The sequence below is a fragment of the Pseudomonas sp. BBP2017 genome (genome assembly GCF_003024385.1).
Taxonomy (GTDB): domain Bacteria; phylum Pseudomonadota; class Gammaproteobacteria; order Pseudomonadales; family Pseudomonadaceae; genus Aquipseudomonas.
In genome coordinates this window covers 56,437-70,613 of the sequence record NZ_PVZN01000018.1, presented here as the reverse complement: position 1 = coordinate 70,613, position 14,177 = coordinate 56,437, and the positions used below count along the sequence as shown (strand labels likewise).

The 14,177-nt window shown below is 62.1% G+C and carries 13 protein-coding genes; 10 read left to right on the top strand and 3 right to left on the bottom strand.

What is annotated here, in order from left to right; all coding sequences use genetic code 11:
• Nucleotides 1-14 precede the first annotated feature (14 nt).
• Complete coding sequence (locus tag C6382_RS19875; RefSeq protein ID WP_107026050.1) at nt 15-359, bottom strand: pilin assembly protein; 345 nt, start codon at nt 357-359, stop codon at nt 15-17.
• Between the two features lie 136 nt (nt 360-495).
• On the opposite strand from C6382_RS19875, the gene ppc reads away from it, so the two are divergent.
• From ppc to C6382_RS19840, 7 genes are all read left to right on the top strand, one after another.
• Entirely contained in the window at nt 496-3,123 is a 2,628-nt protein-coding gene (gene ppc, locus C6382_RS19870) for a phosphoenolpyruvate carboxylase (protein ID WP_107026049.1), read from the top strand.
• A 254-nt stretch (nt 3,124-3,377) separates the two neighbouring features.
• The gene (gene adk / locus C6382_RS19865) at nt 3,378-4,028 is read left to right on the top strand and encodes an adenylate kinase (RefSeq protein ID WP_107026048.1); all 651 of its coding nucleotides are present in this window, start codon (nt 3,378-3,380) and stop codon (nt 4,026-4,028) included.
• Nucleotides 4,029-4,115: 87 nt separating this feature from the next.
• A complete protein-coding gene (gene tsaB, locus C6382_RS19860) occupies nt 4,116-4,790 on the top strand; it encodes a tRNA (adenosine(37)-N6)-threonylcarbamoyltransferase complex dimerization subunit type 1 TsaB (RefSeq protein ID WP_107026047.1) in 675 nt (224 codons plus the stop codon).
• A gap of 129 nt (nt 4,791-4,919) precedes the next feature.
• Entirely contained in the window at nt 4,920-5,207 is a 288-nt protein-coding gene (locus tag C6382_RS19855; RefSeq protein WP_107026046.1) for a hypothetical protein, read from the top strand.
• A 3-nt stretch (nt 5,208-5,210) separates the two neighbouring features.
• The gene (locus C6382_RS19850) at nt 5,211-6,080 is read left to right on the top strand and encodes a DUF72 domain-containing protein (protein WP_107026045.1); all 870 of its coding nucleotides are present in this window, start codon (nt 5,211-5,213) and stop codon (nt 6,078-6,080) included.
• Between the two features lie 33 nt (nt 6,081-6,113).
• Nucleotides 6,114-6,944, top strand: a complete 831-nt coding sequence (locus tag C6382_RS19845; protein WP_107026044.1) for an oxaloacetate decarboxylase — start codon at nt 6,114-6,116, stop codon at nt 6,942-6,944.
• Nucleotides 6,945-6,950: 6 nt separating this feature from the next.
• Complete coding sequence (locus C6382_RS19840) at nt 6,951-7,643, top strand: extensin family protein (RefSeq protein WP_107026043.1); 693 nt, start codon at nt 6,951-6,953, stop codon at nt 7,641-7,643.
• A 3-nt stretch (nt 7,644-7,646) separates the two neighbouring features.
• Here C6382_RS19840 and C6382_RS19835 read toward each other — a convergent pair whose 3' ends face one another.
• Nucleotides 7,647-8,267 carry an energy transducer TonB gene (locus tag C6382_RS19835; RefSeq protein ID WP_107026042.1) on the bottom strand — a complete coding sequence of 207 codons (621 nt, stop codon included), beginning with the start codon at nt 8,265-8,267 and terminating at the stop codon, nt 7,647-7,649.
• A gap of 98 nt (nt 8,268-8,365) precedes the next feature.
• Here C6382_RS19835 and C6382_RS19830 point away from each other — a divergent pair, with 98 nt between their 5' ends.
• On the top strand, nt 8,366-9,145 hold the full coding sequence (locus tag C6382_RS19830) for a class I SAM-dependent methyltransferase (RefSeq protein WP_178082807.1): 780 nt from the start codon (nt 8,366-8,368) through the stop codon (nt 9,143-9,145).
• Here the strand turns inward: C6382_RS19830 and C6382_RS19825 are convergent, their stop codons facing one another.
• Entirely contained in the window at nt 9,146-9,781 is a 636-nt protein-coding gene (locus tag C6382_RS19825; protein ID WP_107026041.1) for a TetR/AcrR family transcriptional regulator, read from the bottom strand.
• A gap of 193 nt (nt 9,782-9,974) precedes the next feature.
• On the opposite strand from C6382_RS19825, the gene C6382_RS19820 reads away from it, so the two are divergent.
• Together C6382_RS19820 and C6382_RS19815 are read left to right on the top strand one after the other, a co-directional pair.
• Complete coding sequence (locus C6382_RS19820) at nt 9,975-11,075, top strand: efflux RND transporter periplasmic adaptor subunit (RefSeq protein ID WP_107026040.1); 1,101 nt, start codon at nt 9,975-9,977, stop codon at nt 11,073-11,075.
• 6 nt (nt 11,076-11,081) lie between these two features.
• On the top strand, nt 11,082-14,147 hold the full coding sequence (locus C6382_RS19815; protein ID WP_107026039.1) for an efflux RND transporter permease subunit: 3,066 nt from the start codon (nt 11,082-11,084) through the stop codon (nt 14,145-14,147).
• Nucleotides 14,148-14,177 lie beyond the last annotated feature (30 nt).

Here is a 14,177-nt window from a genome sequence, read left to right as displayed (position 1 = left end):
GCCCGCGATTACCGTCAGTGGGCTGATTCATCTTTGCGTGTGCTCATGTCCTGCAGGTAGCGACGTGACAGGGCCAGGAAGCGCGGAGTCGGTCCAATATCTTCATACAGCGGATCGCCCTCTTCATCAGTGGCGATCACCTGCTGGCCCTGGATATAGGGGAAGCTCGCTTCCAGTTCTTCAAGGGCCGCCCCCAGCAGTTCGCCGAGCAGTTCTTCGGGGCGGCGCTTGGGGTACATCTCGGCCAGGGCAGCCAGACGCGCCGCCGACTCCAAATCCAGGTGCAAAACATGGCCGGTGGGGCTGAGGCGGCCTTTGGCGTTCTGTTCCCAGTGCCGGGCAAGCTCGCGAATTTTCATGATCACCTCATCAATCCTCAGGGCTCTGATTTGAGCGTAGCTTCTGCGCCGCCTTTGGTCTGCCTTGAAAGCATGACCGGTACTGGGGCACTCTGGGACCAGAAGCAGTTTTCCAGGAATGCCGGAGACAAGGCTGATGACTGATATCGATGTGCGCTTGCGTGAAGATGTTCATTTGTTGGGCGAGTTGCTGGGGGACACCATTCGTGAGCAGCACGGCGAAGCGTTCCTGCAGAGAATCGAAGACATCCGGCGCAGCGCCAAGGCTGATCGTAGTGGTGGCGCCGAACAGCTGAGTTCGACCCTCAATGACCTGGCTGAAGATGAGTTGCTGCCAGTGGCGCGGGCGTTCAATCAGTTTCTAAACCTGGCCAACATTGCCGAACAGTATCAGTTGATTCGCCGCCGTGATGCCGGTCAGGCCGCCCCCTTCGAGGCCCGGGTGCTGTCCGAGCTCCTGGCCCGGCTCAAAGCCGCCGGACACACTGACGATGCCCTGGCACGGCAGCTCGGCAAGCTCAATATTGAGTTGGTGTTGACCGCCCACCCCACTGAAGTGGCGCGCCGTACGCTGATCCAGAAGTACGATGCCATCGCCGCACAGTTGGCCGCTCAGGATCATCGCGACCTGATTCCCGCCGAGCGTGAGCAGATCCGTGAACGTCTGCAACGGTTGATCGCCGAAGCCTGGCACACCGAGGAAATTCGCCGTACCCGGCCCACCCCGGTGGACGAGGCCAAGTGGGGCTTTGCGGTGATCGAGCATTCGCTCTGGCACGCCATTCCCCATCATCTGCGTAAAGTCGACAAGGCCCTGCATGAGGCCACCGGTCTGCACCTGCCGCTGAAAGCCGCGCCCATTCGTTTTGCCTCGTGGATGGGCGGTGATCGCGATGGCAACCCCAATGTCACGGCTGCGGTCACCCGCGAAGTGCTGTTGCTGGCGCGCTGGATGGCCGCTGACCTGTTCCTGCGCGATATCGATGCCCTGGCCTCCGAGTTGTCCATGCAGCAGGCCAGTGAGGCGCTGAGGGCCAAGGTGGGCGATTCTGCCGAACCTTACCGGGCGCTACTCAAGCAGCTGCGCGATCGCTTGCGTGAAACCCGTGCCTGGGCGCAGAGCGCCTTGCAGTCGCCGCAAACGCCTTCGCCTTTGGTGTTGCAGCATAACCATGATCTGTTCGAGCCCCTGCACCTGTGTTTCGAGTCGCTGCATGCCTGTGGCATGGGAGTGATCGCCAATGGTCCATTGCTCGACTGTCTGCGCCGCGCCGTGACCTTCGGTCTGTTTCTGGTGCGTCTGGATGTCCGTCAGGATGCCGCCCGGCACACCGCGGCGCTCAGTGAAATCACCGAGTACCTGGGGCTTGGTCGTTACGCCGACTGGGACGAAGAGGCGCGTATCGCCTTCCTGCAACAGGAGCTCAATAGCCGTCGGCCGCTGCTACCGGGTTATTTCAAAGCACAGGCTGACACTGCCGAGGTACTTGCCACCTGTCGCGAGATCGCTGCCGCACCTGCTGCGTCCTTGGGCTCTTATGTGATTTCCATGGCCGGTGCCGCCTCTGATGTGCTCGCCGTGCAACTGCTGCTCAAGGAAGCCGGCGTGCTGCGGCCGATGCGTGTGGTGCCGCTGTTTGAAACCCTCGCGGACCTTGATAACGCCGGCCCGGTGATGGAGCGCCTGCTGGGCTTGCCGGGCTACCGCAGCGCCCTGCATGGGCCGCAGGAAGTGATGATCGGCTACTCCGATTCGGCCAAGGACGCTGGCACCACCGCGGCGGCCTGGGCCCAGTACCGGGCCCAGGAGACGCTGGTGCGGATCTGTCGCGAGCAAGAAGTCGAGTTGCTGCTGTTCCATGGTCGCGGCGGCACCGTCGGGCGAGGCGGCGGCCCGGCCCACGCGGCGATTCTGTCGCAACCGCCGGGTTCGGTGGCGGGACGTTTTCGTACCACCGAACAGGGCGAGATGATCCGCTTCAAGTTCGGCCTGCCGGACATTGCCGAACAGAACCTGAACCTGTACCTGGCGGCGGTGCTGGAAGCAACCTTGTTGCCGCCACCTCCGCCGCAGCCCGCCTGGCGCGCACTGATGGACGAGTTGGCCGCCGACGGGGTCAAGGCTTACCGTGGGGTGGTGCGCGATAACCCTGAGTTCGTCGAGTACTTCCGCCAGTCCACTCCAGAGCAGGAACTGGGGCGCTTGCCCTTGGGCAGCCGCCCGGCCAAGCGCCGTGCCGGCGGTATCGAAAGCCTGCGGGCGATTCCGTGGATTTTCGGCTGGACCCAGACACGCCTGATGCTCCCGGCCTGGCTCGGCTGGGAAGCGGCGCTGAACAACGCTTTGAGCCGCGGGCAGGGCGATTTGCTTGCGCAGATGCGCGAGCAGTGGCCATTCTTCCGCACCCGCATCGATATGCTGGAAATGGTTCTGGCCAAGGCCGATGCGGAAATTGCCCGCTCCTACGACGAACGTCTAGTGCAACCAGAACTGCGACCTTTGGGTACTCATTTGCGCGACCTATTGTCGCAGTCATGCCAGGTAGTACTGGGCCTGACCGGTCAGCCGGTGCTACTGGCACACAGCCCGGAGACCCTGGAATTCATCCGTCTGCGCAACACCTACCTGGACCCGCTTCATCTATTGCAGGCTGAGTTGCTGGCACGTTCGCGCAAGCGTGAAGCCGCTCTGGACAGCCCGCTGGAGCAGGCCCTGCTGGTCACTGTGGCAGGTATCGCGGCGGGCTTGCGCAATACCGGTTGAGTCAAGGTGCTGCACCGCCAGGCATCTTCACAGAGGGGGGAGAATGCTTGCAAAGCAATAGGTTGCGCTCAGCGCAACCTGTGCTTTGTAACGCTGATGTGTGTGGTTTTTTCCGACTTTCGACCGCTTGTGTGGCTTGAAGGCGCTGTGTATCTTGAGCAGCCTTTTGACCGATTTGTGGTCATTACCCAAATTCCGGACTTGGCCCTCTGCGCCGACTCCATTGATTTGCTTACAAAAATGAGGAGCACAATATGCGCGTGATTCTGCTGGGAGCTCCCGGGGCCGGTAAAGGTACTCAGGCAAAGTTCATCACCGAAAAATTCGCCATTCCGCAGATCTCCACTGGCGACATGCTGCGCGCCGCGGTCAAGGCCGGCACCCCGCTGGGCCTGGAAGCCAAGGCGATCATGGACGCTGGCAAGCTGGTTTCCGACGAGCTGATCATCAACCTGGTCAAGGACCGCATCGCCCAGCCTGACTGCGCCAACGGTTTCCTGTTCGACGGCTTCCCGCGCACCATTCCTCAGGCTGAAGCCTTGGTGACTGCCGGTGTCGAGCTGGATGCCGTAGTTGAAATCGCCGTCGCCGACGAAGAAATCGTTCAGCGTATTGCCGGTCGCCGCGTTCACGAAGGTTCGGGCCGCGTTTACCACGTGGTCTACAACCCGCCGAAAGTGGAAGGCCAGGACGACGAAACCGGCGAGCCGCTGGTACAGCGTAAAGACGACACCGAAGAAACCGTGCGTCATCGCCTGGCGGTCTATCACGACCAGACCAAGCCACTGGTAGACTTCTATCAGCAGCTGTCGGCTGCCAACGGCGGCAAGCCGAAGTATGCGCATATCGAAGGCGTAGGCTCGGTTGATGCGATCACCACCAAGGTCCTGGCAGCCCTGAGCTGATCGCGACCCGGTAGTGCAGACAACGGCCCGCTTACGGGCCGTTGTTGTTTATAATGGCGCTCTTTTTTCTTTCGCCTGGACACACCAATGACCACCTTGCTGGCCCTGGATACCGCCACTGAAGCCTGCTCCGTTGCCTTGCTGCATGACGGCAAGGTTTCCAGCCATTACGAGGTGATCCCGCGCCTGCACGCACAGAAACTGCTGCCGATGATCCAGCAGCTGCTGGCCGACGCTGGCACCACATTGGCGGCGGTCGATGCGATTGCTTTCGGACGTGGGCCGGGTGCCTTCACCGGCGTGCGCATCGCCATTGGCGTGGTTCAAGGCCTGGCCTTCGCTCTGGAGCGCCCGGTGCTGCCGGTGTCCAACCTCGCGGTACTGGCCCAGCGCGCCTTGCGTGAGCAGGGCGTGAGCCAGGTCGCGGCGGCCATCGATGCACGCATGGATGAGGTGTACTGGGGCTGCTATCAGGAAGTCGACGGGGAAATGCGCCTGCTGGGTAGCGAAGCGGTGTTGCCACCCGAGCGTGCCGTTCTGCCTGAAGGCACCGGCGGCGAGTGGTTTGGCGCCGGTACAGGTTGGGGTTACGCCGAGCGTATCCCGGTGACCCTGAGCGGCCAGGACGCCAGCCTTTTGCCGCATGCCCAGGACCTGCTGACCCTGGCCACCTTCGCTTGGCAACGCGGTGAGGCCATTGCTGCCGACCAAGCTCAGCCGGTCTACCTGCGCGACAATGTGGCAACACCGAAAGCGCGCTGAGTACTGTTCGTCGGTTATTCCCTGGCCAGATAAACCTTTTGCCCGAACTGTGGTCCAGTTATCAATCGGGCATTAGCGAAGGCGCGCTGGTGCTGCTAAATTGCCATCATTGCTCCTGAGAATATCGCCATGCGTATCGATGGTTTTTCCTCACAGTCTTATCCGATCAAACGGGCCCCGCGCAGAGCATCGGTTCGCAGTGATGATGTCGACGAGGATCTGCCTGGCGAGTTCGAAGTGCAGCCCCAGACCAGTACTGGCCTGGCCCGCAGCGGTGGTTTACCTGCGCGTCAGCAGGACATGATCTTTCCCCGGGCGCGTAATAAACGCACTGCCCAGGCCCTGACCAGCTACCTGACCACCGCAGGTTTTGTAGACTGGGAGATGGAAGTGCTGGGGTTGGACCTGTACATTTGATGGATGAGTCTGTCCACGCTTCCCTATTTTCTTGGTTGTCCTTCCTGGAGTGAAAACGCCTGGCGCGAGTACCTGTACCCGGCGGACGCTAAAACCGGCGAGTTTCTCGGCCTCTACAGCCAGCTCTTCAATGCGGTAGAAGGCAACACCACCTTTTATGCCCGACCGGCCCCGGCGACTGTCGAACGCTGGGCGCAGGTCATGCCCGCGCACTTTCGTTTCACCGCCAAGTTCCCTGGCGATATCAGCCACGGCGGTGACTTGCGCGGGCAGTTGGTTGCGGCGCAGAGCTTCATTGAACTGCTCAACCCACTGGGTGCACGCGTGGCGCCCTACTGGCTGCAATTGCCGGCGACCTTCGGCCCGACGCGGATAGGAGAGCTGGTCGCCTTTCTTGACGAGGTCGACGTGCCTGTCGCCGTTGAGGTGCGCAACCGCGCGTTCTTCGCCAAGGGCGATGAAGAGCGCATGCTCAATCGCTTGCTGCAGGGGCGTGGTGTCGAGCGCATCTGCCTGGATCCGCGTGCGCTGTTCAGCTGTACCTCGACTGACCCAGGCGTGCTCCATGCACAGTCGAAAAAGCCGCGGGTACCGCCACGGCCCACCGCCTTCAGTCAGCATCCGCAGGTACGCTTCATCGGCCATCCGGAACTGGCGGCCAATGAACCGTTTCTGTTGCCATGGATAGACAAAGTGGCGCGGTGGATCGAGGAAGGACGTAGCCCCTATGTTTTCCTGCATACTGCCGATAATCGCCTGGCCGCTGCCCTGGCGCAGCGTTTCCATCGGGGACTGATGGAGCGCCTGCCGGGATTGCCGGCCTTGCCTGAACTGGACAGGACGCCTGAAGCCGAACAACTCGGCCTGCTCTGAACGCGTCCTGCCGCCTGCCCGGGAGTCGTGATCATGGATGTACAAACCCTGCGTGCTGAAGCATTCAAAGCCCTGCATGAGCGCGATCGTGCGTTCCTCATCGCCAACCCCTGGGATGCCGGCTCCGCCAAGCTGCTGGCCAGCCTCGGTTTCGAGGCGCTGGCGACCACCAGTGCCGGCCTGGCGTTCTCCTTGGGGCGGCCGGACGCCGAAGGCGCCATGACTCTGGAAGAAACCCTGGACAATGTCCGTGCCATTGTCGATGCCACGGCATTGCCGGTGGCGGCTGACCTGGAGAACGGTTTCGGCGATGATCCCAAAGGCTGCGCCGAGGCGATTGTGCAGGGCGCGCAGGCAGGCCTGGTGGGCGGTTCCATCGAGGATGCCAGCAGCAATCCCGATGAGCCGATTTACAGTTTCCATCACGCAGTGGAGCGGGTCGAAGCGGCGGTGGCCGCCGCGCGCAGTCTGGACTTCCCCTTCATGCTCTGTGCCCGCGCGGAAAACCTGCTGCATGGGCGCATGGATCTGGAAGACACCATCGCCCGCTTACAGGCATTTGCCGAAGCCGGGGCGGATGTCCTGTATGCCCCGGGATTGCGTACGGCAGATGAAATCCGGGCGGTGGTCCAGGCCGTCGCGCCCAAACCTGTGAACGTGCTGATGGGCATGAGTGGTGTGCATTTGAGCGTCAACCAGTTGCAGGACCTGGGCGTGCGGCGCATCAGTGTCGGCTCGTCGCTGATGCGTGCAGCCTATGGTGCGTTTTACCGGGGCGCCGAGGAAATCCTGGGTCAGGGCACATTTACCTATGGCGAACAGGCAATGCCGTTCGATCAGTTGAACCAGCTGTTCAGGCGTTGAGCCGGTATGCGCAAGTGGATACTGCTGCTGTGCCTGGTGTCGGTGGGTTTGTCGGTGTATGGCTGGCGTCAGGGCTGGCGCCTGCCGGATCCCTGGAATCCCTGGGCAGTGCTTGATGTGCGTGAGCCGCCGAACCTGCTGACGGCTTATAAACTCGGGCGTTTGCAGGACAATCCGCAGCTTTGCGCGCAAGCCTTGGCGACTTCGGACCTGCGTTATCGCCAACAGGCCGACAGCCCGCCTGACGCACCCTGTGCGCTGGAAAATGTGTTGCGGATCGAAGGCTCGTCTGTGCGCCTGAGCAGCAGCTTCCTGGCCAGTTGCCCGCTGGCGGTGGCCTACGCGCTGTTCGAGCAGCATACCTTGCAGCCTGCAGCGCAGCGCGCATTTTCCCAAGCGGTGGTGCAAGTCGATCACGTGGGCAGCTATGCCTGTCGCAACATGTACAACCGCAAGGACGGCCGGCTCAGCCAGCATGCTTCGGCCAATGCCCTGGATATCGCCGGTTTTCGTCTGGCCGACGGTCAGCGAATCCAGTTGCTCAAGGACTGGCCGGGGGAGGGCGCCAAGGCCCGCTTTCTAAGGGATGTGCATGCCAGTGCCTGCGACAGTTTCAATACTGTGCTTGGGCCGGACTACAACGCTGCCCATCACAATCACTTCCATCTGGATATGGGTTTCTGGCAGATCTGCCGCTGAGGCTCAGGCAGCGATGCGTACGTTGTTCAGCACCACTGGACGGGCCCAGCGGGTGTCGAAGTCGAGTGCTGATTGCTGGGCCACCAGGGTCGGTTCGTCGAACGGTTCAGGGGCTTTATCCAGCAGCTCCATTTCGAACTCGGCGATTGGCAGGTACAGCGCTTTTGGTGTTGGCGCGGGCCCGGGTTCAGGCAGTGGATGGCCCTGGCCCATCACCACTGGGCGAACCCAGGTATTGCTGATATCCAGCTGGCGCTGTTGTTCGATCAGTTCAACGTCGCTGAAGGGGGGAGCGAGCTTCTCCAGCAGTTCCGGCTCAAACTCGGCGATCGGCAGGAACAAGGGTTCGGGTGGGGCAATCTCGGTGTCCTGGACATTGCACAGGCGCTGCGTATGAATCTGTGCCAGGACCCGGCTACCGCCCAGTGGCTCGCCAGTGGCTTGGTCGAATGACTCGACGGCGACGCTGTCCGCTTGCTTGCCTTCAGCCTGTTGCTCGGCCAGGGCGCGGGCAAAAAAGTCCTGCCACAGGTGGCTGACGCCGCCCAGTGCCTGGGTATTGTGCCGGCCATAATCGCCAACGGGCGATAAGTAACCTGAGCTGAGCTGAAGAATGTCGGTCATGGCAGTCGCGGGCCGTGAAGGTCTGGCAAAATAGCGAATACTTCGTATATCGGCCGTGGCCGACGATCATTTAATTTTTTTGAGTACAGGATTTGAAGGTGGAGCAACTGGCGGACGGCGGTATCCGGGTCGAGGCACTGACAGCCGATTATCAGGCCAAGGCTCAAGAGTGGGCGCAGCGCCTGGACCTGCCTGTGGCGGACGATAACGCCGCTTTCGCCGTGCAGGTCGGCGAAAGCGGCCTGCAGATCCAGCAGCTCGGACCGCAGGCGCCTGGTCCGGTACGTGTCGACTTTGTCGAAGGCGCGGCAGCGCATCGGCGGGTGTTCGGTGGCGGCAGCGGGCAGATGATTGCCAAGGCCGTGGGCATTGCTCAAGGCGTGCGCCCGCAGGTGCTCGATGCCACAGCGGGGCTGGGTAAGGATGCTTTCGTATTGGCCAGCCTGGGTTGCCAGATGACCCTGATCGAGCGCCAGCCGCTGGTCGCCGCGCTGCTGGAGGATGGTCTGGCACGGGCTGCGACTGACGCCGAGGTCGGCCCGATCGTCGCGCGCATGCAACTGCTCACTGGTAATGCCATCGAGCGCATGCGCAACTGGCAGGGCGAGCCGCCACAGGTGATCTACCTTGACCCGATGTTCCCGCACCGCGACAAGAGCGCCCTGGTGAAAAAGGAAATGCGCGTATTTCGCCCCTTGGTCGGCGATGACCTGGATGCGCCAGCGCTGCTTGAAGCAGCCCTGGCCCTGGCCAGCCACCGGGTGGTGGTCAAGCGCCCGCGCAAGGCGCCGATCATCGACGGGCCCAAGCCCAGCCACAGCCTGGAAGGCAAGTCGAGCCGTTACGACATCTACCCGAAAAAAGCCCTCAAGGCCTGATCAGGGTCGATACGCGCGCATGAACATCTTCACCACTTCTTCGACATGGGCCTGGGCGGCTTCGGCGTCCAGGGCCGGGGCATAGCCGAGCAGCAAGCGATAGTTCGGCGCGCCTTTGAGCAGGCAGAAGAAGTGTTCCGCCGCCTTGTCGGGATGCTCGATGCGCAACAGGCCACGCTGGTCGACGCGCTGCAGCAACACCTCCATTTCGCGCAGGACCCGCAACGGGCCGGCCTCGAAGAAGATCTGGCTGAGCTTGGGGTCCTGGGTACCCAAGGTCATGATCAGCCGGGTCAGTTGCACTGACTGGTCGCTGCTGATCAACGCCTGAAAACCACAACCGATGTTGAGCAGCACCTGCTCCAGCGGCACGCTGTCGGGCAACTCGAAGATCAGCTCCGGCAACTGCGCCGTGCAGGTGGCAGAGATCGCCGCAGTGAACAGCGTCTCCTTGTCAGTGAAGTGGCTGTAGACCGTCAATTTTGAAACACCTGCCGCTGTCGCGACCGCATCCATGCTGGTGCTGGCATAGCCAAGGGTAAGAAACAGCTGCTTGGCCGCCTCGAGAATGGCCTGGCGTTTTGCCAGGTCCTTGGGCCGGCCGGGGCCGACGGGAGCGGTGAGATCGTTGGGCATGGGTAACTTGTACAGATTCCGGTAAGTGGACATGGTACATCGCCGCCCCTTCCCGGGCTGGCAGATATCGTCATAACGAAAGCCTGTTAATGCGTTTTTTCTCTTGACCTGACGCTTCCCCGGTGGAGTGCGCTGATTTAATATACTCGCCAGTATAAATATTCAAAGCGCCACTCGCGAAAGGTCATTCATCATGTTGCGCCATGCCTTGCCCCTCGCTCTGCCTGTCGGTCTTGCCTTGCTGCTCGCTGCTTGCGGGCAGGAGAGCGCGCCACAGAGTTCCCCGCGCCCCGCCATGGTGGTGCAGCCGCAACCGGCCAGCGCCGCTGCCGACAGCTACCCGGGCGAGGTGCGGGCGCGCTTCGAGCCGGAGCTGGCGTTCCGTATCGGCGGCAAGGTCAGCAAACGTCTGGTGGAGGAGGGGCAGCGGGTCAAGGCCGAGCAACCGTTGGCCGAACTGGACCCGCAGGATGTGCGCCTGCAGCTGGAGGCCAGTCGAGCGCAACTGGCCGCCGCCGAAGCCAACCTGAACCTGGTCAAGGCCGAGCGTGACCGCTACAAGACCCTGCTCGATCGGCAAATGGTCAGCCGTTCCCAGTACGACAATAGCGAAAACCTCTACCGTGCCGGTCTGGCCCGCCTCAAGCAGGTGCGTGCTGAATTTGACGTGGCCGGCAACCAGGCTGAATACGCCGTGCTGCGCGCCTCGCAGGACGGGGTGATCGCCAAGCGTCAGGTCGAAGTGGGCCAGGTGGTTGCTGCCGGTCAGACCGTATTCACGCTGGCTGCCGATGGCGAGCGTGAGGTGTTGATCGGCCTGCCGGAACAGCAGTTCGGTCACTTCAAGGTCGGCCAGCCGGTGGCGGTCGAGCTGTGGTCGCAACCGGATCAACGCTTCAACGGACGCATTCGCGAACTCTCACCCTCGGCCGATCCGCGTTCGCGGACCTACGCCGCGCGGATCGCCTTCAGCGCCGGCAAGGTGCCAGCAGAGCTTGGCCAGAGCGCCCGGGTGTTCATCCAGCATGCCGAACAGGTGCCGTTGGCCGTGCCGCTGTCGGCGTTGACCGCTGAGAACGGCCAGACCTATGTCTGGCGTGTGGAGGCCAACAATACCCTCAAGCGCGTTCCAGTGCGCGTGGGGCCCTATGGCGAAACCAGTGTGGCGGTGCTCGAAGGCCTCAATGCTTCGGACTGGGTAGTGGCGGCCGGCGTGCATGTGCTCCAGGAGGGGCAACAGGTGCGTCCGGTGGATCGTTCCAATCGTGTGGTGAATCTGGCGGCCAAGGAGTAAGTCCCGATGGGTTTCAACCTTTCCGCCTGGGCCCTGCGCAATCGGCAGATTGTGCTGTTCCTGATGATTCTGCTGGCTGTGGTCGGCGCGTTGTCTTACACCAAACTGGGGCAGAGCGAAGACCCGCCCTTCACCTTCAAGGCCATGGTGATTCGCACCAACTGGCCGGGGGCCAGCGCCGAGGAGGTCTCGCGCCAGGTCACCGAGCGCATTGAAAAGAAGCTGATGGAGACCGGTGAGTACGAGAGGATTGTCTCGTTCTCGCGCCCTGGTGAGTCCCAGGTCACCTTCATGGCCCGTGATTCGATGCATTCGGCGGATATCCCCGAACTCTGGTATCAGATCCGCAAGAAAGTCGCTGACATCCGTCACACCCTGCCACCCGGAATCCAGGGGCCGTTCTTCAATGATGAATTCGGCACCACCTTTGGCAACATCTACGCACTGACCGGTGAAGGTTTTGACTACGCGGTGCTCAAAGACTACGCCGATCGCGTACAGATCCAGCTGCAGCGGGTCAAGGACGTGGGCAAGGTCGAGCTGTTGGGGCTGCAGGACGAAAAGATCTGGATCGAACTGTCCAACCTCAAACTGGCGACTCTGGGGTTGCCCTTGGCGGCCGTGCAGCAGGCGCTGGAAGACCAGAACGCTGTCAGCACCGCCGGTTTCTTCGAGACCCCCAGCGAGCGCTTGCAGCTACGCGTAAGCGGACGCTTCGACACGGTCGAGCAGATCGAGCAGTTCCCGATCCGGGTTGGCGACCGCACCTTCCGTATCGGCGATGTGGCTCAGGTACGCCGCGGCTTCAATGACCCACCCGCACCGCGTATGCGTTTCATGGGCGAGGATGCCCTTGGCCTTGCCGTCTCGATGAAGCCCGGTGGCGATATCCTGGTGCTGGGCAAGGCACTGGAGGCCGAGTTCGCGCGTATTGCCGATAATCTCCCGGCCGGTATGGAGCTGCGCAAAGTATCGGATCAGCCGGCAGCGGTGAAGACCGGGGTCGGCGAGTTCGTCCAGGTACTGGTTGAGGCGCTGGCGATTGTGTTGCTGGTGAGCTTCTTCTCGCTCGGCATGCGCACCGGCCTGGTGGTGGCCTTGGCCATTCCACTGGTACTGGCGATGACCTTTGCCACCATGTATTACCTGGGGATCGGTCTGCACAAGATTTCCCTGGGGGCGCTGGTACTGGCCTTGGGGCTGTTGGTGGACGATGCGATCATTGCCGTCGAGATGATGGCGATCAAGATGGAGCAGGGCTTCGACCGCATCAAGGCGGCAAGCTACGCCTGGACCAGTACGGCATTCCCGATGCTCACCGGTACCCTGATCACCGCTGCGGGGTTCTTGCCGATCGCCACGGCGCAGTCCGGTACTGGTGAGTACACCCGTTCGATCTTCCAGGTGGTGACCATCGCCCTGATTGCCTCGTGGATTGCTGCGGTGGTGTTTGTGCCGTATCTGGGCGAGCGCCTGCTACCGGACCTGGCCAAGCTGCATGCGGCCAAGCATGGCACTGCTGACGGCGGCCCTGACCCATACGGCACGCCGTTCTATCAGCGTGTACGACGTCTGGTGGGATGGTGTGTGGAGCGGCGCAAGACGGTGATCGTGGCGACCATCGCGTTGTTCATCGGCAGCATCCTGTTGTTCCGTTTCGTGCCGCAACAGTTTTTCCCGGCATCCGGGCGTCTGGAGCTGATGGTTGACCTGAAGCTGACCGAAGGCGCGTCGCTGAGCAACACCGCCGAACAGGTCAAGCGCCTGGAAGCGATGCTCAAAGAGCGTGCGGGTATCGATAACTATGTGGCCTATGTCGGCACCGGTTCGCCGCGCTTCTACCTGCCGCTGGATCAGCAATTACCGGCGGCCAGCTTTGCCCAGTTCGTGGTGCTCGCCAAGACCATTGAAGAGCGTGAAACCCTGCGCAGTTGGCTGATTGCCACCCTTGATGAAGAGTTCCCGGATTTGCGCTCGCGGGTCACCCGCCTGGAGAACGGCCCGCCTGTAGGGTATCCGGTGCAGTTCCGAGTCACCGGCGAGCACATCGAGCAAGTGCGTGCCCTGGCCCGCAAGGTGGCGGCCAAGGTGCGCGAGAACCCGCATGTGGTCAACGTGCACCTGGATTGGGAAGAGCCGAGCAAGGTGGTCTACCTCAACATCGACCAGGACCGCGCCCGCGCCCTTGGGGTGAGCACGGCCAATCTTGCCAGGTTCCTGCAGAGCTCGCTGACCGGCTCCTCGGTCAGCCAGTTCCGTGAAGACAACGAACTGATCGAGATCCTGCTGCGCGGCACCCGACAGGAACGCACTGAGCTTGCCAACCTGCCAAGCCTGGCGGTGCCGACCGACAATGGCCAAAGCGTGGCGTTGTCGCAGGTGGCAACGCTGGAATACGGTTTCGAGGAAGGTGTCATCTGGCACCGCAACCGTCTGCCTAACGTTACCGTCCGGGCAGATATCTACGGCAAGGAACAGCCGGTGACCCTGGTCAAGCAGATCCTGCCAACCCTGGATTCGGTGCGTGCCGAACTGCCGGATGGTTACCTGCTGGACGTTGGTGGCACCGTGGAAGATTCCACGCGTGGACAGAAGTCGGTGAACGCCGGCGTGCCGCTGTTTATCGTGGTGGTGCTGACCCTGCTGATGCTGCAACTGCGCAGCTTCTCGCGCACGGTGATGGTGTTCCTCACCGCGCCCCTGGGGTTGATCGGGGTGACGCTGTTCTTGCTGGTGTTCCGTCAGCCATTTGGCTTTGTCGCCATGCTCGGGACGATCGCGCTGTCGGGGATGATCATGCGTAACTCGGTGATTCTGGTCGACCAGATTGAGCAGGACATTGCTGCCGGACTGGACCGTTGGCAGGCGATTATCGAGGCGACGGTGCGGCGTTTCCGGCCGATCGTGCTGACCGCGCTGGCGGCGGTACTGGCGATGATCCCGCTGTCGCGCAGCGTGTTCTTCGGCCCTATGGCGGTGGCGATCATGGGCGGGCTGATCGTGGCGACGGCGTTGACGTTGTTGTTCCTGCCGGCGCTGTATGCCGCCTGGTTCAGGGTGAAGAAGGGCTGAGGGCCTCATCGCGGGGCAAGTCGAATCGTC